This is a genomic window from Brevundimonas sp. UBA4553 (assembly GCF_002387245.1).
In the GTDB taxonomy this organism is placed as follows: Bacteria; Pseudomonadota; Alphaproteobacteria; order Caulobacterales; family Caulobacteraceae; genus Brevundimonas.
In genome coordinates, this window is record NZ_DGLD01000013.1 from 218687 (window position 1) to 244333 (window position 25647).

A 25647-nucleotide genomic window follows, 5' to 3' on the forward strand; every position below is an offset into this window, starting at 1 on the left:
CCTCGCCCAGCGGAATGCGCCAGAACGGCCAAGGCTGCGTTCCGGGTCGATGACGATGTCAGGAAGCGTGGGGAAAGCGCCTCTTCAGGCGCTCATCCAGACGTGGTGCCGGTGGCCGGGCTCGAACCGGCACTCCTCTCGGAACAGGATTTTGAATCCAGCGCGTCTACCAATTCCACCACACCGGCACAGGTCTGGGAGGCGCGCAATCTAGCGGCGGAATTCGGGGGGTCAATCCGCGAAAGCGCCGCTGCCAAAACTAGGCTGCAACCTCGACGTGACGATCGGTTCCGCCGGCCAGAATGCGCCGGGCGCGGATGTACATCTCGACGCGCTGCATCACGATCAGGCCGATGGCGAAGATCATGAAGGCGTCGGTGACGACGACCGCGTCCAGATGCCAGGCGGCGGCGTTGGCGTCCATCACCTCGCGCAGGCCCGCCCGCGCGGCGAACAGGCCGATCACCAGGATCAGACCCAGCGGCGAGGCCTGGGCCTTCAGTGAGCCGTCCGGTTCCTTCTCGATGGTGATGGTCTTGCCGCGCCACCAGCCGGCGACGCCGCCCAGACCCAGGGCGACGATGAAGGCGAGCCAGGCCAGGGGGCCGAAGTGCGGATGCTGGGTGTTGGCCCAGAGCCCGACCCCGATCAGCGTGGTGACCAGAACGGGCGTGACCCACAGCAGATGCGGTCGCAGCGTCCGTTTCCGGCGATTGCGCAGCAGGACGATGATCACCGCGACGGCGATGCCGATCAGCGGCCCCATGGTTTCAGGCGACATGCGGAACTCCCCCTCCGAACGCCGTCAGCCTAACGCGGCGAACGGCGCTCGAAAAGCGGAGATCAGGCGGGCGAGACCGTCTGTTCGATGGCGCCGAAGATCGTGTGGCGCGCGTCGTCCAGCATCTCAATGCGCACCGTGTCGCCGTGCTTGAGGAAGGGCGTTTTCGCCTCGCCGGTCAGGATGGTCTCGACGGTGCGGACCTCGGCGATGCAGGAATAGCCCAGGCCGCCGTCGGCCACCGGCTTGCCCGGGCCGCCGTCGGCGTCCTTGTTCGACACAGTGCCCGAACCGATGATGGTCCCGGTGCCCAGCGAGCGCGTCTTGGCCAGGTGGGCGATCAGCACGCCGAAGTCGAAGGTCATGTCCACGCCGGCGTCGGCCTGGCCGAAGTCCTGGCCGTTCAACTGCACCGACAGGGCGCCCGACAGCTTGCCGTCGTTCCAGCGGTCGCCGAGCGCGTCGGGCGTGACGAAGACCGGCGACAGGGCGCTGGCCGGTTTGGACTGGACGAAGCCGAAGCCCTTGGCCAGTTCGCCGGGGATCAGGTTGCGCAAGCTGACGTCGTTGACCAGACCGACCAGACGGATCGCGGCCAGAGCCTCGTCGCGGCTGGCGCCCAGGGGCACGTCGCCGGTCACGACGACGATCTCGGCCTCCAGGTCGCAGCCCCAAGTCTCGTCCTTCAGCGGGATGGCGTCGCGCGGACCGAGGAAGTTGTCGGAGCCGCCCTGATACATCAGCGGGTCGGTCCAGAAGGTGGCCGGCATCTCCGCGTTGCGGGCTTTGCGCACCAGTTCGACGTGGTTCACATAGGCCGAGCCGTCGGCCCACTGATAGGCGCGGGGCAGGGGGGCGGCGGCGTCGCGCTCGTGGAAGCGGCCGCGCGGCACGGCCTCGTGCTCGAGGCTTTCGGCCAGGGCCCGCAGCAGGGGCTCGCAGCGGTCCCAGTCGTCCAGCGCCGCCTGCAGCGTCGGGGCGATCAGGAAGGCGTCCGTGAACCAGTTCAGGTCGTTGGAGACGACGACGAGGCGGCCGTCACGGCCGTGCTTGAGCGAGGCGAGTTTCATGGCGAAAGTCTAGGCGCTTTCGGTCGTCCTGATCAACGTCCTGCAGACGCGTCAGGATGCGCCCAGGGCGCGACGCAGGGTCAGACCGACGTAGGGGCCGGTGCGTTCGACGCGATACTCGATACGATCGGGCGAACGTCCGTCTCGCGGCGTGTCGAACAACTGCCGATCCACCCGAATGGCGCGGTCGCCGAGATTCTCCGCCTTGAGGCCGACCGTCCAGCGTGGGCTTGGCGTCCATTCGATAAAGGCGCCGTACCAGGGCTGGTAGAATTCCTCGACCACCTCATCGAAACGGAACTCGCGATAGGGCGAGCCGATTTCTGCGGTCAGGCCCCATTTCAGGTTTTGGCCCGGCAGATCGCGCGTCAGTTCGATTTCGGCTTCGAAGGGATTGTAACCGGATAGGCGGCGTTGTTCGCCGGTGGTGGGGTCCGTCACCCGGGTATGGGCGCGCTCCACCGTCGTTTTCAGCAGGCCGCCCGACAGGCCGACCCTGTCCAGCGGAAGGGCCAGTTCGACCATGAAGACGGTCCGCCGGGCGTCGCCGATATTGCCCGGGGCGTCGAAGGCGAAGCCAGGTCCTGTCAGCAAAACGCGGTCCGTCGCGTCGGTGATCTCCTGATGCAGCAGGGCCGCCTTGATCGCGCCTTCGGTCCAGAAGCGGCGCTCATAGACCAGTTCGCCGGTCCAGGCGTCCTGAGGCCTCAGGTCGGCGGCCCCCGCCGTGACGACCCCCGTGTCCAGGCTGGCCGAGGTGACGAAGTCACTGAACGAGAGCTGGCCCAGTTCGCGTTCGACCCGCAACCGCCACTGACTGGCCGGATCGGGCGTCCAGGTCAGCAGCAGGCGCGGTTTGGCGTAGGTCAGGCTGCGTTCCAGCGGCGCGTCTCCGCTGAGGGACAGGGTCGAGGTCTCGACACGAAGACCGGCTTCCGCCGAAAGATCGGGTCTGGGGCTCCAGGCAAGGCTGACGAAGGCTTCGCCCCGTCTTTCCTCCACGCGCACATTGGAAGAAGGCAGAACCACAGCCTGGCCGTCTTCCTCGGCGCTGATCGCCCCCTCCAGCCAGTTGAAGGCGCCCTCGACGCCGCCCTCGATCGTCAGGTTCCGCGACGCCAGTTCACGGCTGATCGCGGCGCGTCCGATGGTCTCGCCCGCGCGCTCATTGCTGCGGAAGAGGTCTTCCCCGTCGCCGCTGACCGAACGCGACAACTCCTGATCATCCTCCAGGGTTTGCAAGCCCGTCAGACGCAACCGACTGGCGCCGAAGGCCCGCTCCCAGCCCAGGCCCAACTCGGCTTCGAGGACGTCCTCAACCTCGTTGATCCGCCTGGCGTCGCCAGCCGCAGGTCGTTCCAGCAGGTCGAATTCATAGCGTTCTCCGACCAGCCGTCCATTGGCTGACAGGTCGCCGCCGGCCAGGGTCTGACGCCATGCGCCGCTGATCCTGGCGCCGTGTCCGGCGGCGTCCGTCAACCGGTCCGCCGAACCGATCAGGGCACCCGAAGCATCGCGCAACTCCTCACGTCCGTCCCCGGCTTCGTCGTCGACGTAGTTGTAGAGCGAGCCGGACAGTTCCAGCAGACGACCGCCTGACAGGCTGCGAGTCATTTCAGCAACGACATCCGTCGCCCAGCGATCACCGGCATGTCGTTCTGTGGCCAGGGTCACAGCGCCGCTGGTGGTGGCCGCATCGGCGCGGCGGACGATGTTGGCGACCACGGGGTGGCCCTGCATGTCCAGCCCCGCGCCCCGGTCGCGCACGATATCGATTCGTTCGACCTGACCCGCAGCGATGCGGGCGATCAGATCGCCCAGGTCCTCGCCCTTGGAGGTCGGACGGCGGCCGTCGATCAGCACATTGCCCTGGGCGCCCGAAAGACCGCGCACGGAATCGCCTTCGTCCAGGGTGAAGCCCGGCGTGCGGCCGATCATGTCCAGCGCCGTGACAGGCCGCGCCGCGGCGTAGAAGTCGGCCGGATAGCTGAGGGTCCCGGTCGGGGCCGCGCCCCGGCTGCGCGCATCGGCTCCCTCTGCTGGCGCTGTCTGACCCCATGCCGGTCCGGCCAGCAAGGCCGACAACAGCAGCCAGGCTGCGCGCGAACCGATCATCGAATACCCCTTTAATGCGAGCGAATCGCAAGCGAACCCTATCCCTGCACTGTCATCGGGTCAGATGCGAGCAGACAAACCGTCGCCTGGGGTCAGGGCTGCTTACTGTTTGGGGGCGAGATCACGGCGCGGGCCTCGGCCCCGGTGCGCAGGGCCGGGTCGCGCACCTCGACCTCGACGGCGATGGCGCCGGCGGGCTCGTGCGCCCACAGGTAGCGACGCTCGATCTCGACCGCCCGGCCCGATGGGGCCGTGCCCTCATAGGTGTCGCCCCAGGGCGTGACGGCCTTCATCTCGACCCACAGCAGGCCGCAGGCGGCGTCCAGTTCCTCAATGGCCATTTCCGACAATTCGTCGGCGTGCGGAGCGGGGCGGTTCGGGGTCACAGCCATCGGCGGACCTTTCCTTTGTAGGCTTCGTATTCAGCGCCGAACTTGCCCGTCAGGTAGCGCTCCTCGCGGGCGATGACGAAGCGGTCGACGACGATCAGGCAGGGGATCAACAGGGCCAGGGCGAACGGGCTGTCCATGGCCAGGGCGAACCCGGCGTAGGTGATGGCGAAGCCGACATAGATGGGGTTGCGGCTGTAGCGATAGAGGCCGCCGGTCGCCAGGGCGGTGGTCGGCTTCCATGGCTCGGGCGGGGTGCCCAGACGGCGGAAGGTCCCCGCCGCGATCCCGTCCAGCAGCAGGCCGCCGATCACCAGAACAAAGGCCAGCCCGCGCCGCAGGTCGACGTTCAACCCTAGGGAAGGCTCGCTGACCAGTTGGCCGAGGCCAAATCCGGCCAGCAGGAAGCCGAGGTAGATCAGGGGCGGCGGGGCGATAACGCCCGGATGGTCCTTTGCCGTCGTCAACGGGCGGCCTCTTCGTCGGCGTAGATGGCGACGCGCGACGGGCGGCCCGAGCCGGCCTCGCCGCGATACATGCCCGAGGTGTTCATCGAGAAGGCGACCGCGCCGTCCTTGCCCATGACGATGACGCCGCCGTCGCCGCCGATGGCGCCGACCTCGGCGATCTCGGCGTCAGCGGCTACGGCTTCGATTTGGAGTTCGTGGACGGCGGTGATGGTGTCGCCGTTGCTCGTCTTGTTCGCGGCGTCGGCGCGTTCAAGGGCGGCGTTGAGGTTTCCGTCTTGATTAGCGCGCATCAGGCCAATGCGCGCACAGATGTCGCGCGCCACGGTGGCGCGGATGAAGTACTCGCCCGATCCGGTGGCCGAGACGGCGCAGCCGTCGGCGTTGGAGGCGTAGGTGCCGGCGCCGATCACCGGCACATCGCCGACCCGGCCCCACTGCTTGGCGGTCATGCCGCCGGTCGAGGTGCCGGCCGCCAGACGCCCCTGGCTGTCCATAGCCACGGCGCCGACAGTGCCGAACTTGCGCTCGTCCAGCGGGGCTTCATTGAGGGAGGCCAGAGGAACCGGCCGGGCCAGGGTGGCGGGTTCCGGCGGCGCGCCTTGCGGACGCGGCGGCAGGGGCAGGTTCTTGTCGCGCAGGGCCTTCAGCAGGGCCTGCCAGCGGCTCTCGGTGAAGAAGAAGCCCGGCTCGACCTGCTCCAGACCGACCGAGGCGGCGAAGGTCTCGGCCCCTTCGCCGATCAGCATGACGTGGGGGGATCGCTCCATCACCGCGCGGGCCGCCGCGATCGGATGGCGGGTTCGGGTCAGGCCCGCCACGGACCCGGCGGTCAGGTCGGACCCGTTCATCACGGCGGCGTCCAGTTCGTTCTTGCCGGCGGCGGTGAAGACCGCGCCCCGTCCGGCGTTGAACAGGGGGTTGTCCTCCATGGTCTGAACCGCGGCCTGAACCGCGTCCAGCGCCGAGCCGCCCCGGGCCAGAACCGCCGAACCGGCGTCCAGCGCCGCCTGCAGGCCGGCGCGATAGGCGGCGTCGCGTTCAGGGGTCAGGTTGGCGCGTTCGATGACGCCCGCCCCGCCGTGGATGGCCAGCGACCAGGTCGGCGCCTCCTGCGCGAGCGCGGGCGACGCCAGCAGGGTCAGGGCGGCTGCGGCGGTCAGGACGGATTTCATCGGCGGTTTCCCCTCGGGTTTCTCCTCCACATGAAATGGGGAGGTGGCGCGGCGCGCAAGCGCCGTGACGGAGGGGCCACTTTTGAAGTGGCAAAGCCCCTCCACCACTTCGTGGTCCCCCTCCTCACCAGAGTGGGGAGGAAAACGTCAGCGGTGGTGCAGTCGCTTCCAGACGCGGTAGCCGAGGATGGGGGCGAAGCCGCAGACCAGCGCCGCCAGCAGCACCATCCAGAAGCCTCCCCCTAGCCAGTATTCCCCGGCCAGCGCCCCGGCCCCGGCCGCCAGAAGCGGGCCGAGCCAGGGCAGCCAGTGCGGCGGCCGCCTCTTCATTCAGGCGTCGACCTTGATGACGCCGCGACGGATCTGGTCCAGCTCGATCGAGTCGAACAGGGCCTGGAAGTTGCCGTTGCCGAAGCCCTCGTTGCCCTTGCGCTGGATGATCTCGAAGAAGATCGGGCCGAAGGTGTCCTGGGTGAAGATCTGCAACAGCAGGCCCTCTTCGTCCGACCCGTCGATCAGGATGCGGTTCTTGCGCATCCGCTCCACGTCCTCGCCGTGGTTGGGCAGGCGCTTGTCGATCAGCTCGAAGTAGGTCTCGATCGTGTCCTGGAAGTCCACGCCGCGGGCCTTCATGGCCTCGACCGTCTCGAAGATGTTCTCGGTGGTCAGGGCGATGTGCTGGATGCCTTCGCCGTTGTAGCGACGGATGAACTCCTCGATCTGGGAGTTCTCGTCCTGGCTCTCGTTCAGCGGGATGCGGATGGCGCGGTCGGGCGCGATCATGGCTTGCGAGAACAGGCCGGTCGCCTTGCCCTTGATGTCGAAATACTTCTGCTCTTCGAAGTTGAAGATCGAGTTGTAGAAGCCCGACCAGGTGCGCATCTGGCCGCGACGCACGTTGTGGGTCAGGTGGTCCAGGATCTCGAGGCCCATGGAGTTCTTGCGCTCGGCCTCTTCCCAGCCCTCGATCTCGTCCCAGGCTTCGTACAGCGAGCCCTGCTCGCCATACTGGTCGATGACATAGAGCAGCGAACCGCCGATGCCTTGCAGGATGTAGGGATAGTCGCTCCCCAGGGCCCCGCCGCTCGCGCCCTCGGCCTTGACCGCGCCGCGCGCCAGCGCGCCCTCATAGGCGGCCTTGGCGTCGGCGACGCGGAAGGCCATGCCGTTGGCCGAGGGGCCGTGGTCCTTGGCGAAGTCGGCCGCCTGGCCCGCGGGCTTGCGGTGGACCAGCATGGTGATGTCGCCCTGCTTCAGACGCACCACGTCCGTGGTCGGGTTCACATGGGTCGGGGTGAAGCCCATCAGCTCCAGGCGAGCGATCATGGCTTCCGGCTCCGGGCCGGTGAACTCGACGAATTCGAAACCGTCCACGCCCAGCGGGTTTTCCTGGTCGAGTTTGGCGGCGGCGTCCTGCATGACGCGTCTCCTCTGACTGTCTTATGGGGCGCCCCCGACCCTTGAGCCCGGGCGCCGATTGGGGCGGAACCTAATGGTCGGCCCCCATGGCGCGCAAGGCGGGCCTGCGTCGAAACAGGACACGTTGCGGTGTCGCAGGCGATTATCGACGGGTGCGCGCCGGCTTTGGGCCTGCTAGAGCCGACGGCTCAACCGGGACGCCTGTATGCTTCGCAAGCTTTATGACTGGGTCTTCTCCCTGGCCCGCCACCGTCACGCGACCCGGTCGCTGGCCGTGGTCTCGTTCGCCGAGAGCTCCTTCTTCCCCATTCCGCCCGACGTCATGCTGGCGCCCATGGTGCTGGCCCGGCCCGAGCGCGCCTACTTCTACGCCACGGTCTGCACCATCGCCTCGGTCCTGGGCGGCTTGCTGGGCTACGCCATCGGCTACTTCCTCGAGCCGGTGGGGATGTGGATGCTGTCGGTCCTGGGCAAGGCCGAGACCTTCGAGGCCTCCAAGGCCCTGTTCCAGCAGCACGGGGCCTGGGTCATCCTGATCAAGGGACTGACGCCCATCCCGTTCAAGCTGATCACCATTGCCTCGGGCATCTTCCAGTTCAATCTGGCCCTCTTCATCGCCCTGTGCGTCGTCACGCGGGGCGCGCGCTTCTTCCTGGTGGCCTTTGTGCTCAAGCGCTGGGGCGAGCCCATGCTGGCCGTGATCGAGAAACGACTGGCCCTGTTCACCGTCCTCTTCCTGGTCCTGCTGGTCGGCGCCGTGTTTGCGGTCAAGCTGATCGGACACTGATCGACGCCGGCCCCGGCTGCGTCTAAGAAGGCGTGATGAAGCGCCTGTATCAACGTCTGACCGGCTGGTGGACCGCCTTTGCGCTGGCGGCCTCTCTGGCCATGCTGGGCGCCGCCCACGCCTTCGAGCGGGTCGCCGGCCTGGCCCCGTGCAACCTCTGCCTCAAGCAGCGCGAGGTCTACTGGGCCGCCGTGGCCATCGCCGGGGCCGCCACCTTCTGGGCCGTGTTCAGCCGCGCCAGCCGCGGCACGCCGCGCATCGCCTCCTTCCTGCTGGCCGCGGTCTTCTTCACCGGCGCGATCACGGCGGGCTTCCACGCCGGCGGGGAGCTGAAATGGTGGGACCTGCCTGCGACCTGTTCGGCCATTCCTTCGACCACCATCGACCTCAGCGCGCTCAGCGCCCTGGCCGACGGCACCGCCGAGATGAAACCCATTGTCGGCTGCGGTGATGTGGCGTGGAGCTTCGGCGGCGTCTCCATGGCGGGGTGGAACTTCATAATCTCCCTGGCCCTGGCCGTATTCAGCCTGCTGGCGGCGAAACGTCCCAAGGACGCGCGAGCGCCCAAGGCGTAAGGAAGCGATCATGACCGAGGCCACCGACACCGTCGCCGCCGCCCGCCGCATCCCCCTGCCGCGTCCTGGCGTGGGCCAGACCCGCGCTCGCATGGCTGAAATGCTCCGCGTCGATCATGCCGGCGAGTTCGCCGCCGTCCACATCTACCGCGCCCAGCGCGCCGTGCTGGAAGGCCGCAAGGGCAAGGCCGCCATCGCCGCCGACCTGACCGAGATGGAGGGGCACGAGGCTGTCCACCTGGCCCGCTTCGAGGCCCTGCTGACGGAAAACCGCGTTCGTCCCACGGCCATGATTCCGCTGTGGAAGCTGGCCGCCACGGCGCTGGGCGCCGGCACCGCCCTGATCTCGGAGAAGGCCGCCCACGCCTGCACCGAGGCGGTCGAGAGCGTCATCGAGAAACACTACGCCGACCAGATCGAGGAGGTCCGCGAGCGCGACCCCGAACTGGCCGCGGAGCTGACCAGGTTCCGCGAGGAGGAACTGGCCCACCACGACCACGCCATCGAGCACGGCAGCCGCGAGGCTCCGGCCTATCGCCTGCTGTCGAGCGTCATCAAGGTCGGCTGCAAGGCCGCCATCAAGATCAGCGAACGGATCTGACGCGCCGCCCTAGCGGACGTCGAACGCCAGCATCATGGTCCGCTGCACGGCGTTGAAATTGTCGTCGGACAGAATGTAGAGGCGCGTCCGGTCGCCGCGCCGTTCGGCCGCGATCCCCTCGAAATTGTCGGTCGTGCCGGGCAGCTTCAGTTCGATCAGCACCGGCCCCAGCGTGCCATCCTGCGCCATCCGCCGCACCCGAGCCCGCACGTCGATCGGCGCGCGCCAGGAGCGCTGCACCACGAACCAGCCGCCTGCCGGGTCGCGATCCATGCCGGTGATGCGATAGTCGCCCTCGCGCAGCGGCGTCTCGGGCGGGGGCGTCACGACCGTGCAACGCGCGGGGACGCAGTCCCAGACTCCGCCGGATTCGCCGGCGACCCGCCAGCCCTCGCCCGACGCGGCCAGGCCCTCCATCCCGTCGTTCTCGGCGAAGGGGAAGTCGGGGCGGCGCACGGCCTGGGGCGACCGCAGGGCCGTCAGCGGCCCATAGTTCCAGATGCGGTGATCGCGTTCGAAACTGACCAGCAGGTCGCCGTTGGACGTAACGGCCAGTCCCTCGGCGTCGCCCTCGGCCTTCTGGCTGATCAGGGATCCGTCGGTCAGGGTCAGGCGGCGCACGCGCAAGCCGTCGAGACCGATCAGCCGCCCTCGTCGATCCAGCATCAGGCTCCCGCGCGCCAGATCGCCGACGTCGGACACGGTGATGAAGCCGCCGCCTCCGGTCAGTTTCAGGTCGGACAGGCTGTGCAGCGGCGAGTCGGCGCCGGCCAGCACGGTTACGCCGCCGGCGTAGCGCACGCCGTCGCCCAGCACCGCAGCGCCCGGCAGGCCCAGCCCCACGGGGCGGGTCGAGGCGCTGACCGCGCTCCAGCCATCGGCCTCTGGCGCGGGCGTCCAGGGTTGCGAGGTCACGACCGCCCCGGCGCAGGCGGCCAGCGTCAGCGCCGCCAGGGCTGCGACATAGATCCGTCGGTTCACGCGGCGCGTTTCCCCAAGGTCCGGTGGGAGGATCTGGAGACCGCCTTGGGCTTGGCCTCGAACAGCTCGGCCAGCTTCTCGGTCATGACGCCGGCCAGCTGCTCGACGTCGACGATGGTCACAGCGCGACGATACCAGCGGGTCACGTCGTGGCCGATGCCGATGGCGATCAGCTCGACCGGCGACTTCGTTTCGATCTGCTCGATCACCTGGCGCAGATGCTTGTCCAGATAGAGGGCGGCGTTGGCCGATTGCGTCGAGTCGTCCACCGGCGAACCGTCGGAGATGACCATCAGGATCTTGCGGGATTCCGTGCGCCCCTTCATCCGGTCGTGCGCCCAGGTCAGGGCCTCGCCGTCGATGTTTTCCTTCAGCAGGCCCTCACGCATCATCAGGCCGAGGTTCTTCTTGGCCCGGCGCCAAGGCGCATCGGCGGACTTGTAGATGATGTGGCGCAGGTCGTTCAGGCGGCCCGGATTGGCGGGCTTTCCGGCGGTGATCCAGGCTTCGCGCGACTGGCCGCCCTTCCAGGCGCGGGTGGTGAAGCCCAGGATCTCGACCTTGACCCCACAGCGCTCCAGCGTCCGCGCCAGGATGTCGGCGCAGACCGCCGCCACCATGATCGGCCGCCCGCGCATCGAGCCCGAGTTGTCGATCAGCAGGGTCACGACCGTGTCGCGGAACGGGCTCTCGCTCTCCATCTTGAACGACAGGGGGCTGGTCGGATCGGTGATGACGCGGGTCAGGCGCGCGGTGTCCAGCACGCCTTCTTCCAGATCGAAGGCCCAACTGCGGTTCTGCTGCGCCATCAGGCGGCGCTGCAGCTTGTTGGCCAGACGCGACACCACGCTGGACAGGGTCGCCAGCTGGGCGTCCAGCAGCGAACGCAGCCGGTCCAGCTCCATCGGGTCGCACAGTTCCTCGGCCCCGATGGTCTCGTCATAGGCCGTGGTGAAGACGCGGTAGGCGTCGATGGCGCGCCCGTCGTCCACGCTGTCCTGTCGGTTGGGCAGGGCGCCTTCGTTCAGTTCGGGGCCGTCGTCCGAGGCCTCGCCGTCGGGATCGGCGGGGGCGCCGTCGGGGCGGGTCTGGCGCTCGTCCTCGGCGGACTGGTCGTCGGCCGTGCCTTCCAGCGACTGGCCGCCTTCGCCGCCGTCCTCTTCTTCCTGTTCGTCCTCGTCGGGCGAGTCCTGCTGTGACTGGTCGGGCTCGTCCTCGCCCTGTTCGTCATTGGCGTCCTCGGCCTGACCGTCGCCGGGATCGAGGTCCAGCGCCCGCAGCACGTCCTTCAGCCTGGCGGCGAAGGCCGTCTGGTCGTCCGCGACGGCGGCCAGCGCGTCCAGTTCGGCGCCCGCCTTCAGCTCCATGTTGGAGCGCACCAGGTCCAGCATGGTCTTGGCGCCGTCCGGCGCCGGCTCGCCGGTCAGGCGTTCACGCACCAGCAGGGCTGCGGCCTCGGCCACGGGCACCCGCTCGGCCTCGGCCCGCAGGGCGCCGGACTTCTCCAGCCGGGTCAGCAGGGCCGCGTTCAGATTGCTGCGCACCCCCTTCAGTTCGCGCGCGCCGACGGCCTCGACCCGCGCCTGTTCGACCGCGTCGAAGACCTCGGCCGCCGTCTGGTCCACAGGACGCAACCGGGCGTTCAGGGCCTCGTCGTGATTGGCCAGGCGCAGGGCCAGCCGGTCGGCCTGACCACGCAGGGCGGCGCTTTCAGGCGCGCCCGGATCGCGCGGCGGATGGGGCAGGGTGAGGACGCCATTCGACAGCCGCGGCCCGTCCGAGCCGAAGTGAACCTCCAGCTCGGCCTGCTCGGCCAGGGCGCGCGCGGCGTGCGCCAGGGCGCGTTTGAAGGTCTCGGCGGGGGTCTCTGCGGCGGCCATGGCCCACACATAGACCACCCCGCGCGTGGGGGAAGGGGGCGTCCGTCTTCAGCGCGCGAAAAGCCCGTCGTCGCTAGACGCCCTCAGGTATGCGCGTGCCCTGCACCTCGCGCAGGCGATCGCCTGCCGAGCGGTCTCGGGCCGAGCTGTTCACCGGGACCTGCCGACAGACACGCTGCGTCACATTGGAGCCCGGCGCCCGTTCCCGTCGGCAGATTTCACGCATGGGCGCGCCCTGCGGAACATTCGGGGCGGCGGTGATGGTCATGCCGGATGGATTGGAGGGGCGTCCCGCGGAGGCGGGGTCCGGATCGAGAGCGAGAACGGCGACCGACGCGACAAGGATCATAAACATCTGCGAGGCTTCGAAGTTTTCCGGCGAGAAACGAGCGTGGACACATCGGGCGGCTTTGGCCGCCAGAGGCGCATTCTATTGATCACGTCGTGCGGACGAACAAGGGGCGATCGGGGCCGACCGCCAGGAACCGCCTAATGTCTGTTCGAGCTCTTGGCCGGGGTTGCCACCGGGACCATGCGGCAGAGGTTCTGGGTGACGTTCGATCCGGTCGGCTTGCCGCGATAGCAGACCTCGCGGACGGCCATGCCGGGTTCGACGGCCGAGCGATCCCGGACGACGGCGCCGACGGGCATGGCGGAGGCCGACTGCGCATGGACGGGCGCGGCCACGGGGCCGGAAAGGTTCAGGACCAGAATGAGCGAAACAAGCATCGGAAAACCCACTTGTGGCTACAGGTTCAGATCAGTCGCCTTCAATGCGGCCCAGCCGCTGCATGTCCTTGAGCATGTCGCTGGCCATGCGTTCGCGTTCGCTGCTGTTCACCGGCACGCGCCGGCAGACGCGGCGCTGGATGTTGCTGTCCATGGATCGCTCGCGCGTGCAGACCACGCGCGTCGGGCCGTCCGGCAGGGTCGGGGCGCGAGCGGATATGGTGCGCGACGGAGTGCTGGCGACGATGAGCGGACGCGCAGATGCGGGCGCCGTCGCCTCGGGCGACTGGGACAACATCGCGACGGCGATCAGCGTGGCCAGCATGTCAGTTTATCGAGCGGCCGCCGGGTTGGCGCTGATTGGGGCCGCTGGTGGAATCCAGGCCGATGCTCTGCATCTGCCGCAGATAGTCGCCTGACATGCGTTCACGACCGGCGCTGTTCACTGGCACCTCGCGGCAGACGCGGCGCATGATGTTGCTGTCCATCGCCCGCTCGCGGCTGCAGACCGTGCGGGTCGGGCCATCAGGCACGCTGGGCGAGCGAGCCGAGATGACACGCGACGGCGTGCTCGAGGCGACGCGCGGGCGGGCGTCATCCTCTTCCTGAACTACAGGCGCGCCCAGCAGGCTCAGGGCGGCGGCGGCGATCAACAGCATGGCGAGCTCCTCTGCAGGCAAAAGTATTCGCCATCCTGCCTGTGGTTTCCTGTTGTGGCAACACTGTTACACGAACGGCGCCGCTTGTCAGCGAGGCCTGACCCGCACCCGCATGGCTCCGCCCGCCCCGGCTTCGACGTCGAAACGGCCGGTGGCGCGGATCAGGTCGGACAGCTTGGCGTGGCCGTAGGTGCGCTGGTCGAAGTCGGGATAGGCGTTCCTCAACCGGTTGCCGATGCCGCCGATGTTGACCCAGCCGTCGCCGTCCTCGTCCATGTCGGCGATGGCGGCGGCGATCAGGCGCACCGCGTCCGCCGGCTTCTTCTCTGCGACCGGGGCGGACGCGGGCTCTCCGCTGTCGTCATTGCCGCCGCCCCGACCGGTCAGGTTTTCAGTGTAGATGAAGCGGGTGCAGGCCTGACGGAAGCTCTCGGGCGTCTTGCGCTCGCCAAAGCCGTAGACCGGCACGCCCTGTTCGCGGATCCGCGCCGCCAGCCGGGTGAAATCGCTGTCCGAGGACACCAGACAGAAGCCGTCGAACCGGCCCGAGTGCAACAGGTCCATGGCGTCGATCACCAAGGCGATGTCGCCCGAGTTCTTGCCCTTGGTGTTGGCGAAATTCTGCTGCCACTGGATGGCCCATCGGGGCAGGACCTCGACCCAGCTCTTCAGGGACGGGCTGGCCGCGTCGCCATAGATGCGCCTGGCGCTTGCCTCACCCAGAGTGGCGATCTCGGTGAACAGGGCCTCGGCGATCCGAGCCGACGCGTTCTCGCCGTCGATCAGCACGGCCAGCCGAGGCGCGCGGGCGGTTGTGGGCAGGTCGGTCGGCATAAGCAGGGCCTTCTGTTGACGCCGCGCCAGCCTCGACCTGCAAGCAGGCGCGGTCAACCGCTGTCGGACGTGCTACAGGGCACCATGACCCAAGCCTCGCTCCGCCGCCTGATCGACCTGCCCGGCGTCGATGATCTGGAACTGAAGGCGCTGATGAAGCCGCGCTACGCCGATCCCGACGCCCGCGAAGAGTTTCCCGAGATCGACGCCCTGACCAGCGCCCTGTTCGGCCTGACCGGCGAGGCGGCCGAAGCGGTGGCGCTGCCGGACGACTGGGACGACATCCACCGTCTGGAAGGGGCCGATCTGGCCGAGGCCTTCGAGGCTCTGGGGTGGGACGTGACGGACAAGCGCAGGAAGCCCCTGCGCCTCATGTCCCACTACGCCCTGCCTCTGGCGCTCGCGATCCGCGGCGTCGCCGGCGAACTGCCCTTCCATGTCGAGCCCGATCATCCGGCGACGGATTGGGGTTCCGGCCTGGCCGCAGACGCCGCCCGCTTCAGGAAACGGTAGCCAAAGTAAAAGGCCGGCGGGTAGCCCCGCCGGCCTTTCCATTTGTTTTGATCGACGGCTCTTACTGGGCCGTCGTAGGCGCGGTGGCCGAGCGGACCTCGACCGGCAGGCCCAGGGCGTCCAGCTGCGGCTTGACCACCGAGGCGTCGCCGACCACCACCCAGACGAAGGTGTCCGGCTTGATGGCGGCGCGGGCGGCGGCGTCCATCTGTTGCGCCGTCAGGGCGTTGATGCGCCCGGCCAGGGCCTCTTGATACCCGTCGGGACGGCCATAGAGGGCGTTGGAGCGCAGGGCGCCTAGCACCTGGGCCGAGGTCTCATAGCTGCCCGACAGGCCACGCGTGTCGCCCAGCACCGTGCGGTCGCGTTCAGCCTGTGTCACGCCGTCGGCGCCCAGGAAGCGCTCGTACTGGCCGATCAAGGCGGCGATCGACTCGCCCGTCCGGTTGGCCTGAACCGGAGCGTTGACGATATAGGGCGAGCGGTTCTGCAGCGTGTTGACGTTGCCGCGCACGCCATAGGACCAGCCCTTGGTCTCGCGCAGGTCGGCGTTGATCCGCGACAGGAAGTCGGCCCCCAGCACGGTGTTGGCCGTGGTCAGGGTCAGGATGTCGTCGGCGCCCGACACCGGCAGCACCTGACCGCCGTAGATCAACGACTGCGGCGATTGCGGACGGTCGATCAGGACGATGCGGGCCGAGGTCTGGGGCAGGGCGGCGTTGAAGGCCTTGGTCCCCTTGGCCGTCGTCGGCGCGCGCCAGTCGCCGAAGGCGGCTTCCAGTTGCGGCTTCAGTTCGGTCAGAGGCAGGTCCGAAACGACGAACAGCTTGGCGTTGTCCGGACGGATCCAGGCCGCGTGGTCGGCCACCAGATCGGCGCGGGTCAGGCTGCGGACGACGGCCTCGTCGCCGGTGCCGCTGAACGAACGGCCATAGGGGTGCCCCTCGCCGTAGATCAGCGGCGGCAGGGCGCGACCGGCGATCGCGGCCGGCTGGGTCTTCTCATTGGCCAGGCCGGCCAGACGCTGGGCGCGCAGGCGCTCGACCTCGGCCGGAGCGAAGGCGGGGTTGCGCACCACGTCCGACAGCAGGGTCAGCGACGGCTGCAGGTTGGTGGTGACGGCCGAGAGGCTGGCCGTGGTGCGGTCCATCGACGAGCCGACCGAGACGCTGGCGCCCAGACGTTCCTGGGCCTCGGCCAGGGCCTTGGAGTCGCGCGTCGTCGTGCCTTCCTGCATGACGTTCAGCATCAGGGTGTGGGCGCCCAGGCGGTCGGCGCGGTCGGCGGCGACGCCGGCGTCGAACTCCAGCGCCACGCGCGTCACCGGCACGGTGGTCGAGCGGGCGTAGACCACCTCGATCCCGTTCGACAGGGCGGCGCGCTCGACGGCGGGGAAGTCCACGTTCGACACCTGGCCGATGGCCGGGGTCGCTTCGCGGGCCACGCGCTGGATCGGCGCGGCCGGGGTCGGGGTGGCGCCCGACGGCGCGGCGGCGGCGTCGACATAGGCCTCACGCTCGCCCGGCATGACGATCTGGCTATAGACGGGACGGCTCAGCCACTTCTTGAGCGCGGCCTGAACCTGGGCCGGGGTCACGGCTGCATAGGCCGCCAGCTCCTTCTTGTAGAAGTCGGGATCGCCCGAATAGAGCTGGCCCTCGGCCAGGACCGAGGCCTTGCCGTTGGCCATTTCCAGACCCTGGATGCGACGCGAGGCGTACTGCGTCACCACGCGGTCGATCTCGTCCTGGGTCGGACCGTTGGCGATCAGGTCGGCCAGGACCTCGTCCATGCGCTTGGCCACGGCGTCGGCGTCGGCGCCCGGCTTCACCATGGCCGAGTAGCTGAACATGCTGACGCGCTGGAACACCTGGTTGCCGGCCGAGACGCTCGAGGCGATCTGCTCGTCGCGCACCAGCACGTTGTCCAGACGCGAGCTGGCCAGCCCGCCCAGCACCGAGGCGCCGACGCTCAGCGGCACCGAGTCCGGGTCGTTCAGGCCCGGCGTCGTCCAGGTGCGGCTGATTCGGGTCTGGGCCACGCGGTCGTGCAGCACCTGCTCGACGGGGGCGGACAGGGTCGGGATCGGCGCCTCAGCCGGGGTGTTGACCGGGCCGCGGGCGATGGCGCCGAAGTATTTCTGGCTCAGTTCGCGGGCCTTGGCCTCGTCGATGTCGCCCGACAGGACCAGGACGGCGTTGTTCGGACCATAGTTCTCACGGAACCAGTCCCGCACCGTCTCCATGCTGGCGGCGTCCAGGTCGGCCATCGAGCCGATGGTCGAGTGGCGATAGGGGTGACCCTCTGGGAACAGGGCTTCCAGCGTGGCGTAGTAGGTCAGGCCGTAGGGCTGGTTGTCGCCCTGGCGCTTCTCGTTCTGGACAACGCCGCGCTGCAGATCCAGCACCTCCTGGCTGACCTGCCCCAGCAGATAGCCCATGCGGTCGGATTCCAGATACAGGGTGTAGTCCAGCGCCGGGGTCGGCACCGTCTGGAAGTAGTTGGTGCGGTCGAACCAGGTCGTGCCGTTCAGGCCCGTGGCCCCCGCCGCATTCATCGTCTGGATGTGGCTGGACGGCGAGTTCTCCGACCCGCCGAACATCAGGTGTTCGAACAGGTGGGCGAAGCCGGTCGAACCCTTGGGCTCGTCCTTCGACCCGACATTGTACCAGACCGACACCGCCACCACCGGCGCCTTGCGGTCCTCATGGACCAGAACGGTCAGGCCGTTCTCCAGCTGGAAGCGCTTCCACGGGATGTCGACGCGGGCGATCAGCTCCGACACCGGAGCCGCGCGCAGCGGCGTGGCCGACGGCGCGGTCACGGCCGTCGTGGCGGCGGGCGCGTGGGCCAGAACGGGCGAAGCGACAGCCACGAGGGCGGCCAGCGCGACGGAAGAGGCGGCAAGGCGCATGGATTTCAGTCCCCAACAGATAATGCTGGGGCCGGACCTTAGCCGCGCACGCTCGCGCCGCAACGCGACACAATCGTATGTGAAGGATTGTTCATGTTGAGCGTGATGGAAAAAAGGGCGGAAAGCTCGGTCTTCCGCCCTCCTCCTGTTCTCGATCGCCTCAACCGAGGATCAATCCTCATCCATCTTCAGCGCTGCGATGAAGGCTTCCTGCGGGATCTCGACCTTGCCGAACTGGCGCATGCGCTTCTTGCCGGCCTTCTGCTTCTCCAGCAGCTTCTTCTTGCGGGTGGCGTCGCCGCCGTAGCACTTGCTCGTCACGTCCTTGCGCAGGGCGCGGACGGTTTCGCGGGCGATGATCTTGCCGCCGATGGCCGCCTGGATCGGGATGACGAACATGTGGGGCGGGATCAGCTCCTTCATCTTCTCGACCATGCCGCGTCCGCGCGTCTCGGCGCGGCCGCGGTGGACCAGCATGGAGAGGGCGTCGACCGGCTCGGCGTTGACCAGGATGCTCATCTTGACCAGATCGCCGACCTTGTACTCCGTCAGCTCATAGTCGAACGAGGCGTAGCCCTTCGAGATCGACTTCAGGCGGTCGTAGAAGTCGAACACCACTTCGTTCAGCGGCAGCTCATAGACCACGAGGGCGCGGCTGCCGACGTAGGACAGCTCGATCTGCGAGCCGCGGCGGTCCTGACACAGCTTGATGACGCCGCCCAGGTATTCGTCGGGGGTCAGGATGGTGGCCTTGATCCACGGCTCGCTGATGGTCTCGATCTGCATCACGTCGGGCAGGTCGGCCGGGTTGTGCAGGTCGATCTCGCGTCCGTCGCGCAGGCCGATCTTGTAGACGACCGATGGGGCCGTCGCGATCAGGTCCAGGTTGAACTCGCGGCTCAGGCGCTCCTGAATGATCTCCAGATGCAGCAGGCCGAGGAAGCCGCAGCGGAAGCCGAAGCCAAGGGCCGCGCTGGATTCCATTTCGAAGGTGAAGCTGGCGTCGTTCAGGCGCAGCTTGCCGATGGCGGCGCGCAGGTCCTCGAAGTCGGCGGCGTCGACCGGGAAGAGACCGCAGAAGACCACCGACTGGACTTCCTTGAAGCCCTTCAGCGGTTCGGCGGTCGGCTTCTTTTCATCAGTGATGGTGTCGCCGACGGCGGCGTGGGCCACTTCCTTGATCTGGGCGGTGATGAAGCCGACCTCGCCGGGGCCAAGCTGATCGACCGGGGTGTTCTTGGGCAGGAAGACGCCGACGCGGTCGACCAGATGGGTCGAGCCCGACTGCATCATCTGCACCCGCTGGCCGGCCTTCAGCACGCCGTCGAAGACGCGCACCAGCAGCACCACGCCCAGGTAGGGGTCGTACCAGGCGTCGACCAGCATGGCCTTCAGCGGGGCGTTGACGTCGCCCTTGGGCGCCGGCAGGCGGGTGACGATGGCCTCCAGCACCTCTTCGATGCCGATGCCCGACTTGGCCGAGGCCATGACGGCGTCGGAGGCGTCGATGCCGATGACGTCCTCGATCTGGGCCCGCACGCGCTCGGGTTCGGCGGCGGGCAGGTCGATCTTGTTGAGGACCGGGACGATCTCGTGGTTGTTGTCGATGGCCTGATAGACGTTGGCCAGGGTCTGGGCCTCGACGCCCTGCGAGGCGTCCACCACCAGCAACGAACCTTCGCAGGCGGCGAGCGATCGCGACACCTCATAGGCGAAGTCGACGTGGCCGGGCGTGTCCATCAGGTTCAGCACATAGTCCAGCCCGTCCTGGGCCTTGTAGTGCAGGCGCACGGTCTGCGCCTTGATGGTGATGCCGCGCTCCTTTTCGATGTCCATGTTATCAAGGACTTGCGCCGACATTTCACGCGCGGTCAGGCCGCCGGTGTGCTGGATCAGCCGGTCCGACAGCGTGGACTTGCCGTGGTCGATGTGGGCGACCACCGAGAAATTGCGGATGCGTTCGATAGGGGGCGTCGTCATGGTCCGGCGCGCTTAGCATCCGCAGCGTCCGAACGCCATGCACCCGGTGTTCGGCGAGCGCTTCTGACCGTGTTCCCGAAATGATGAAGTTTATTCCGGGTGGTCAGTCCGTCAAATGATCCGATCCGGGGACGAAAACGGCGGTTAACCATAACAAATGGCGCGTCGCGCCGCGCGAGGGGCCGAAGAACGTCGATTTTCAGGCCGATTCGCCTGCCGCGCGAACGCGGAACGACGGTCGTTCAGGGCGATTGGGTTGTCCGGAGGTGGAGGAACCTCCGTATCCATTTTGATCTGGAGGCTAAAGATATGCGTGCCAAATTGATGACTTCGGCGGCGGTCCTGGTGGGGGTGCTCGCCTTCTCGACCATGACCCAGGCCCAGTCCACCTCGAGCGGCCCCAACGGCGGCGTCGGCGGCAACACCACCGCCACCGATTCCTACAACAGCACCGACCTGGGCATCGCCGATTCTCTGAACGACAGTTCGGACAACTCGACCAACACCGATCTCGCGGTCGGCATCACGGACTCGCTGAACGACAACTCCGACAATTCGGACAACTCGGACAACTCCACCAACACCGACCTCGCGGTCGGCATCACCGACTCGCTGAACGACAACTCGGACAATTCCGACAACTCGGTCAATGACTCCGGCAACGACAACTCCACCAACCTGGCCGTCGATATCGCGGATTCGTTCAACGACAGCTCGACCAACAACTCGAATAACGACAACTCGACCAATACCGACAGCTCGACCGATCTGGCCGTCGATATCGCTGACTCGTTCAACGATAATTCGGTGAACGACTCGGGTAACGACAACTCGACCAACACCGACAACTCCACCAACCTGGATCTGGCGGTGGATATCGCTGACTCGTTCAACGACAATTCCGTCAATGACTCGGGCAACGACAACTCGACCAACGTCGGCATCACCGACTCGTTCAACGACAACTCGACCTGGCGGGTGTCGCTGAGCAACCAGTCGCTGGCCGCCAACGTCAGCGATCTGAGCTTCGACCTCTCTGAAGGCGGCGACGGTCCGCAAAACGGCCGTGTCCGCAGCGGCGACATCACCCAGAACGGCGGCGCCTTCGCCGGCTTCGCGGGGATTCAGACCGTGAGCAACATCTCCGGCCAAGCTTCGGTCGGTCAGGCTGCCACGGCCATCAGCGCCAACGCCAACGTGACCTTCGGCAACGGCGGCTAAGCGTTCTGTCGGCGGCCGGGCGACCGGCCGCCGATCCCTTTCCGGGAGGAAGCCATGCTAATTGTTCTTGCGGCTGCGTCTTTGCTGGCCGGCTCGGACCCCGCGTCTTCGGGCCAAGCCTCCGCGCCAGCTGTGGCCGAGCCGCCCGTCGCCACGGCGCCGGCACCGGGTATCCAGCCCCTGGGTCTGGACGAACTTCACGACCTCAACGGTCGCCAGGGCGTCAACGTGATCGTCGCCAGCGATCAGCTTCTGAAGGCCACCAACAGCGGCAACAGCGTCACGGCCAATACGGTCGGGTCGGGCAGCATCACCGTCGGCGCCAACGCCTTCGCCGGTTACAGCGGCGTCGGCAACTTCGTCATGAACACCGGCCACAACAACAACCTTCAGGGCGCCATCACGATCAATATCGTGACCACGAGTCCGACGCCGTGACGCGAGTGGGGGTGAACGTCTTCATCAGCGCCTGCCTGACGGCGGGCGTACTGGGCGCGACGGCCCTGTGCGCCGCGCCCGCCAGCGCCGACATCCTGCTCAGCAGCGGGCCGGCGCCGTCACGCGTCAGCGTGGTCAGTTATCGCGACATTCCCTTCCGCACGGTGGTTCGCCAGCGCTATGACTTCAGCTGCGGCTCTGCGGCCCTGGCGACCCTGTTGCGCTATCACTACGATCGCGAGGTGGGCGAAGAGCAGATCTTCCGGGCCATGTACGCGGCGGGCGATCAGGATACGATCCGTCGCGTGGGCTTCTCTCTGCTGGATATGAAGAACTACCTCGAAGCTCACGGCTTCAACGCCGACGGCTATCGCCTGACCCTCGACAATCTGGCCAGCATGGAAAAGCCGGCGATCGTCATGATCGACACCGCCGGCTACAAGCATTTCGTGATCTTCAAGGGCGCGGATGCGGGCCGGGTCCTGATCGGCGATCCCGCCCTGGGCCTCAAGATCTACACCAGCGCCGAGTTCACCTCGATGTGGAACGGCATCGCCTTCGTCGTTCGCGAACCGGCCGACAATTTCAACGACAAGGCGGAGTGGAAGCCCTGGAACCGGTCGCGGCCCGAGCAGGCCCTGCCCAACAGCTCGCTGGCCGAGCTGACGCGGGAACTGCCGCCGCTTTATCAGGTCACCACGCGCTTTCCCATTGACCCCTATCTGAGGTGACGGTGATGCGTCGCGCGCCATTTCTCGCCTTGCTGGTCGCAGCGGCCCTGGCCCCGGTGGGAGCGTCCGCCCAGGCCTGGCTGCGGCCGATGCTGCCGGAAGCGGCGGGCGGGGCCTACGCCGGAGCCACGACCCCGTTAGGGGTGCCGCAGGGCGCCCAGTCCCTCTCTGACGAGGAACTGTCGGGGCTTCGTGGGGGCTTCATCACCACCAACGGCTTCACCTTCGGGTTCGGGGTGGTCATTCGATCCTATATCAACGACCAGCTCGCCCTGCAGACGCGGCTGACCTGGACCCCGACCGGACCGCTGACGGAGCAGGTGCGCGGCGACGTGCCCGGTCTGACCGACCTGGCCAGCGCCATGACGGCGATGTTGAACAGCGGCATCGATCTGAGGGGGCTGAGCGGCACGAGCGGCGGCGTCGCCCTGGTCAGCGGCGAGGGCGCCACGGCCCTGATCCATAACGTCACGACGGGCCAGTTGCAGAACCTGATCGTCAACAGCGCCAGCGACCGCAATCTGCGGCAGGACATGGAGCTGAACCTCTACCTGCCCGATCTGGCGGCGATGCAGACCGCGAACAGCGCCCAGCAGCAGGTCTCGCAACTGACCTACGACCTCAACACCTCTCTGGTCGGATCTCTGGGGCGCTGACGGCCTCCGCCTCGGGACGAAGGCCCCAGACGATCAGAAAATGATCGGCACGCGCAGAACGAACCGCATGTCCGGGGCGTCTTCCGTCACGCCGAACTCGAAGTTGCCGTTCAGGCTGAATCGCTCGCTCAGCAGGTAGGACAGGCCGAACTGCAACGCGCCCACCTGCAGGGAATCGGATTTCTCAGTGAGATCGTTCAACTCGCTTGAAGTCGGGCGGATGTAGCTGTGCTTGTAGCCCAGCGAGAACGAGAACTTGGGATTGAGCGAGAAGCCGAAGCCGATCGACATGCCGATGGCGTCCCCCGGATCAACCTCGCCGATGAGGACGTCGCCCTCCATTCGATTGATGTCGCGGGGCAGGTGGGCGAAGTAGCTGAGGCTGCCGTAGATGACCGCCGGATCGCTGGGATAGAGGAAGCTGACGCTGGGCTCGACGCCCCAGAAGCCCGACCCCGTCGCCAGACGGCGAGCGACGCCGAACTCGTCGCGCGGGATGTCGAACGGGCCCTCGCCGGTGTCGCTCTTGACGCGCAGCGCGGCGATGAAGATGGGGCGGCCGCGTTCGCCGCCGTTGATCTGATAGCGGATGGCGCCTTCCACATCGCCTATGCCGTCGCCGCTCAGATCGATGGTGCGGGTCACGGCTTCGTCGCGCTGCTGCACCGTGGTGATGGTGTCGTTGCGCCACACGTATGGCGCGCGAAGCTCGACCTCCATGCGCGAGTTCACGCCATACTTGGCGGCGACGGTCGCCACCCCGGTGTCGCGATCCGCCTCATTGGCCTCGATGACCCCGATCTGGACGCCGGGCACGATCTCGATGCCGCGGAAGACCAGGCGGTTGGCGCTGGAGCGGGTGTACTCCGTGGACAGGTCGACGGTCAGGCGTCCCGGTCGGGTCAGGACCGCCACGCCTTCCGGTATGGCGGCCAGTTGCTCGCGACGCGCTTGCAGAAGCGGGGGCTCGACCGGCGGCGCCCCGGCGGGCGCGGGGGTCTGCAAGGGTTGCCCGTTGGCCGTCAGCTGACTGGCGGACTGACCCGGCGCCGCCTGCCCAGAGGGGGGCTGGCTCGGCGCCGCCTGGCCGGCGCGCAGGGCGTTCATGTCGCTGTCGGCGAACAGGGCGGGGCCGTTCTCCACGCGCCAGCGGCCATCCACGTCCGAGGCGGGAATCCCCGCGGGCGGCGTGGTCCCGGCGGCGCGCTGGGCCAGAAGCGCGTCCTGGGCCTCGATGCGCTTCTGTTGCTCCACCACCAGGGCTTCGAGCCGCGCCACTCGCGCGGCCAGATCACCGTCCTGGGCCCAGGCGGCGCCCGGTCCGAGCAGGGCTCCCGCCGCGACGGTGGCCAGCAACAGGCCCGACCGTCCGTTTGCGAGAGCGCCGCGCGGCTCGGGCCGCCGAGGCGAAGGACGATGCTGTGTCATGACGCGCTCTCTCTTTCTACAAGGGGATCAGTGAAGGACCGGGTAGTCGGCGCCGTAGTCGCAGACGGAGCGCAGATAGGATTCGTCCAGGATGGTCAGCCAGCCGCTCTGCATTGCGATCAGGCGGTTGCGCTTCATCTGGCTGAGCGTCCGGCTGACATGCACCAGGCTGAGGCCGAGGGCGTCGGCAAGCGCCTCCTGGGTCAGCGGCAGGTGCATGCGATCGACGCTGCACAGCCCGGCGCGTTGCAGGCGGTCGCGCAACTCCAGCAGCAGGTGGCCTATCCGCGCCATGGCGGACTGCCGCCCCAGCCGCACCACATGGTTCAGCAGGCAGATGTCCTCATAGCGTCGGGCGGCGATCAGGGCGCGGCGCAGGCGGTCGTGCCGGGGGTCCTGAAGGCTGAGAATTTCGCGCAGCATCACAGCGTCGACGCATTCGACGCGCGTCAGGGCGACCGTGGTGGTTTCATCGAGCGGGCGAGGCTCGGCCGCCAGTCCCAGGCCGTCGCCGGGCAGAAGGAAGCCGAAGATCTGACGTTGGCCGTCGGCCAGGGTGCGCTGCCGGCAGGCCCAGCCGCTCAGGATCAGGCGGGGCGTGACCGCGCGCCCTTCCGAGGTGAAGGCGTCGCCGGCAGGTATGACTTCCTGAAAGACGCAAAGCCGGCGCACCAAGGCGCGTTCTTCTTCGGAAAGACGGGCGACGGTGTTGAGAATGCGCAGGGCCGCCGTGTCCGCGGGCACGGAAAAGCTGCGTCGCACGTTCAGCGCCCGCGACGTCATTCTCCGCCCGCTTTCTGGCGCGACGACGGCCCTCCAGCCATACGACGCCCCTCCCTCGCCCAAGGCATACCCGCGCTCCTCCGACCCGGCAAACGGCCAGAGAACGCCGGTGTTCCACCGACATTAGGGAAACATTTATTTCCGCGTCATCTGTGATCTGGGAGGCGAGGGCGGTGACCCGACAGGTCTGAATAGAAACGGCCCGGCGCGCGCCGTGTGAGGGCTTATGCGGCGCCGGGCCGTCGGCAATCTTCCCCACGAGAATGCACAGGGTTAACCCGGATGCGTCGCTCCGGGTTCCACCTTAGACACCGGTGCAAAAGCCAAGCTTCGCCGTGTGCGAATCTGGGCCCACCAAGGGCTGATTTTACTGGAAAGAAGAATGGTGGACGCGACAGGGATTGAACCTGTGACCCCTACGATGTCAACGAACCGAACTGCGCTCCAAACCTGCGCCACCACTGGTTTTCGCTGTCGAAGCGTGTCGATCTTTTCCATCTGATACCGATCGTTTCCATCTG

At 67.6% G+C, this 25647-nt stretch carries 27 protein-coding genes and 1 tRNA gene; 8 read left to right on the forward strand and 20 right to left on the reverse strand.

From position 1 onward, the window contains the following. Nucleotides 1–103: 103 nt before the first annotated feature. The 9 genes from B4A39_RS08720 to hppD form a co-directional block, all read right to left on the reverse strand. A tRNA-Leu gene (locus B4A39_RS08720) sits at nucleotides 104–188 on the reverse strand. A gap of 71 nt (nucleotides 189–259) precedes the next feature. Then, a complete protein-coding gene (locus B4A39_RS08725; protein WP_292035484.1) occupies nucleotides 260–781 on the reverse strand; it encodes a CcdC protein domain-containing protein in 522 nt (173 codons plus the stop codon). Nucleotides 782–843: 62 nt separating this feature from the next. After that, a complete protein-coding gene (locus B4A39_RS08730; RefSeq protein ID WP_292035486.1) occupies nucleotides 844–1851 on the reverse strand; it encodes a fumarylacetoacetate hydrolase family protein in 1008 nt (335 codons plus the stop codon). Between the two features lie 51 nt (nucleotides 1852–1902). Then, a complete protein-coding gene (locus B4A39_RS08735) occupies nucleotides 1903–3966 on the reverse strand; it encodes a TonB-dependent receptor plug domain-containing protein (protein WP_292035489.1) in 2064 nt (687 codons plus the stop codon). Nucleotides 3967–4058: 92 nt separating this feature from the next. Continuing rightward, nucleotides 4059–4358, reverse strand: a complete 300-nt coding sequence (locus B4A39_RS08740) for a hypothetical protein (RefSeq protein WP_292035493.1) — start codon at nucleotides 4356–4358, stop codon at nucleotides 4059–4061. Further along, nucleotides 4349–4822, reverse strand: coding sequence for a methyltransferase family protein (locus tag B4A39_RS08745; RefSeq protein WP_292035496.1), 474 nt, complete (start codon nucleotides 4820–4822; stop codon nucleotides 4349–4351). The genes B4A39_RS08740 and B4A39_RS08745 overlap by 10 nt, the downstream gene beginning before the upstream one ends. Beyond that, nucleotides 4819–5997 (reverse strand): isoaspartyl peptidase/L-asparaginase family protein, encoded by a 1179-nt coding sequence (locus tag B4A39_RS08750; protein WP_292035498.1) that lies wholly within the window; start codon nucleotides 5995–5997, stop codon nucleotides 4819–4821. The genes B4A39_RS08745 and B4A39_RS08750 overlap by 4 nt, the downstream gene beginning before the upstream one ends. 147 nt (nucleotides 5998–6144) lie before the next feature. Next, entirely contained in the window at nucleotides 6145–6327 is a 183-nt protein-coding gene (locus B4A39_RS08755; RefSeq protein WP_292035500.1) for a hypothetical protein, read from the reverse strand. Continuing rightward, nucleotides 6328–7416, reverse strand: a complete 1089-nt coding sequence (gene hppD, locus B4A39_RS08760) for a 4-hydroxyphenylpyruvate dioxygenase (RefSeq protein ID WP_292035503.1) — start codon at nucleotides 7414–7416, stop codon at nucleotides 6328–6330. Nucleotides 7417–7621: 205 nt separating this feature from the next. Here hppD and B4A39_RS08765 point away from each other — a divergent pair, with 205 nt between their 5' ends. Genes B4A39_RS08765 through B4A39_RS08775 form a run of 3 tightly spaced genes read left to right on the forward strand, consistent with a single transcriptional unit; the run spans nucleotide 7622 to nucleotide 9379 of the window. Continuing rightward, on the forward strand, nucleotides 7622–8203 hold the full coding sequence (locus B4A39_RS08765) for a YqaA family protein (protein WP_292035506.1): 582 nt from the start codon (nucleotides 7622–7624) through the stop codon (nucleotides 8201–8203). A gap of 35 nt (nucleotides 8204–8238) precedes the next feature. Then, a complete protein-coding gene (locus B4A39_RS08770; RefSeq protein ID WP_292035509.1) occupies nucleotides 8239–8778 on the forward strand; it encodes a disulfide bond formation protein B in 540 nt (179 codons plus the stop codon). Nucleotides 8779–8788: 10 nt separating this feature from the next. Continuing rightward, nucleotides 8789–9379 (forward strand): demethoxyubiquinone hydroxylase family protein, encoded by a 591-nt coding sequence (locus B4A39_RS08775; RefSeq protein ID WP_292035512.1) that lies wholly within the window; start codon nucleotides 8789–8791, stop codon nucleotides 9377–9379. A 9-nt stretch (nucleotides 9380–9388) separates the two neighbouring features. On the opposite strand, the gene B4A39_RS08780 is transcribed toward B4A39_RS08775, so the two are convergent. The 7 genes from B4A39_RS08780 to B4A39_RS08810 form a co-directional block, all read right to left on the reverse strand. Next, on the reverse strand, nucleotides 9389–10360 hold the full coding sequence (locus B4A39_RS08780) for an esterase-like activity of phytase family protein (RefSeq protein ID WP_292035517.1): 972 nt from the start codon (nucleotides 10358–10360) through the stop codon (nucleotides 9389–9391). Then, the gene (gene cobT / locus B4A39_RS08785; protein ID WP_292035518.1) at nucleotides 10357–12240 is read right to left on the reverse strand and encodes a cobaltochelatase subunit CobT; all 1884 of its coding nucleotides are present in this window, start codon (nucleotides 12238–12240) and stop codon (nucleotides 10357–10359) included. The genes B4A39_RS08780 and cobT overlap by 4 nt, the downstream gene beginning before the upstream one ends. Nucleotides 12241–12313: 73 nt before the next feature. Continuing rightward, nucleotides 12314–12595 carry a hypothetical protein gene (locus tag B4A39_RS08790; RefSeq protein WP_292035521.1) on the reverse strand — a complete coding sequence of 94 codons (282 nt, stop codon included), beginning with the start codon at nucleotides 12593–12595 and terminating at the stop codon, nucleotides 12314–12316. Between the two features lie 134 nt (nucleotides 12596–12729). After that, nucleotides 12730–12969, reverse strand: a complete 240-nt coding sequence (locus B4A39_RS08795; RefSeq protein WP_292035523.1) for a hypothetical protein — start codon at nucleotides 12967–12969, stop codon at nucleotides 12730–12732. A gap of 31 nt (nucleotides 12970–13000) precedes the next feature. Further along, nucleotides 13001–13294 carry a hypothetical protein gene (locus B4A39_RS08800; protein WP_292035525.1) on the reverse strand — a complete coding sequence of 98 codons (294 nt, stop codon included), beginning with the start codon at nucleotides 13292–13294 and terminating at the stop codon, nucleotides 13001–13003. Between the two features lies 1 nt (nucleotide 13295). Continuing rightward, nucleotides 13296–13628 carry a hypothetical protein gene (locus tag B4A39_RS08805; RefSeq protein WP_292035527.1) on the reverse strand — a complete coding sequence of 111 codons (333 nt, stop codon included), beginning with the start codon at nucleotides 13626–13628 and terminating at the stop codon, nucleotides 13296–13298. A gap of 87 nt (nucleotides 13629–13715) precedes the next feature. Continuing rightward, nucleotides 13716–14462, reverse strand: a complete 747-nt coding sequence (locus B4A39_RS08810) for an NYN domain-containing protein (RefSeq protein WP_292035528.1) — start codon at nucleotides 14460–14462, stop codon at nucleotides 13716–13718. An 84-nt stretch (nucleotides 14463–14546) separates the two neighbouring features. On the opposite strand from B4A39_RS08810, the gene B4A39_RS08815 reads away from it, so the two are divergent. Continuing rightward, nucleotides 14547–14975, forward strand: a complete 429-nt coding sequence (locus B4A39_RS08815) for a hypothetical protein (protein WP_292035529.1) — start codon at nucleotides 14547–14549, stop codon at nucleotides 14973–14975. A 61-nt stretch (nucleotides 14976–15036) separates the two neighbouring features. On the opposite strand, the gene B4A39_RS08820 is transcribed toward B4A39_RS08815, so the two are convergent. Then, on the reverse strand, nucleotides 15037–17889 hold the full coding sequence (locus B4A39_RS08820; RefSeq protein WP_292035531.1) for a M16 family metallopeptidase: 2853 nt from the start codon (nucleotides 17887–17889) through the stop codon (nucleotides 15037–15039). A 171-nt stretch (nucleotides 17890–18060) separates the two neighbouring features. Beyond that, on the reverse strand, nucleotides 18061–19869 hold the full coding sequence (lepA, locus tag B4A39_RS08825; protein ID WP_292035533.1) for a translation elongation factor 4: 1809 nt from the start codon (nucleotides 19867–19869) through the stop codon (nucleotides 18061–18063). 309 nt (nucleotides 19870–20178) lie between these two features. On the opposite strand from lepA, the gene B4A39_RS08830 reads away from it, so the two are divergent. The 4 genes from B4A39_RS08830 to B4A39_RS08845 are packed head-to-tail and all read left to right on the forward strand — an operon-like array spanning nucleotide 20179 to nucleotide 22915. Further along, a complete protein-coding gene (locus B4A39_RS08830; RefSeq protein ID WP_292035535.1) occupies nucleotides 20179–21090 on the forward strand; it encodes a hypothetical protein in 912 nt (303 codons plus the stop codon). A 54-nt stretch (nucleotides 21091–21144) separates the two neighbouring features. Then, on the forward strand, nucleotides 21145–21528 hold the full coding sequence (locus B4A39_RS08835; RefSeq protein WP_292035537.1) for a hypothetical protein: 384 nt from the start codon (nucleotides 21145–21147) through the stop codon (nucleotides 21526–21528). Next, complete coding sequence (locus B4A39_RS08840) at nucleotides 21525–22259, forward strand: C39 family peptidase (protein WP_292035540.1); 735 nt, start codon at nucleotides 21525–21527, stop codon at nucleotides 22257–22259. Before B4A39_RS08835 ends, B4A39_RS08840 begins: the two co-directional genes overlap by 4 nt. Before the next feature lie 5 nt (nucleotides 22260–22264). Beyond that, a complete protein-coding gene (locus B4A39_RS08845; protein WP_292035543.1) occupies nucleotides 22265–22915 on the forward strand; it encodes a hypothetical protein in 651 nt (216 codons plus the stop codon). Nucleotides 22916–22948: 33 nt separating this feature from the next. On the opposite strand, the gene B4A39_RS08850 is transcribed toward B4A39_RS08845, so the two are convergent. After that, nucleotides 22949–24343 (reverse strand): transporter, encoded by a 1395-nt coding sequence (locus B4A39_RS08850; protein WP_292035544.1) that lies wholly within the window; start codon nucleotides 24341–24343, stop codon nucleotides 22949–22951. 27 nt (nucleotides 24344–24370) lie between these two features. Then, nucleotides 24371–25126 carry a Crp/Fnr family transcriptional regulator gene (locus tag B4A39_RS08855; protein WP_292035548.1) on the reverse strand — a complete coding sequence of 252 codons (756 nt, stop codon included), beginning with the start codon at nucleotides 25124–25126 and terminating at the stop codon, nucleotides 24371–24373. Nucleotides 25127–25647: the final 521 nt, after the last annotated feature.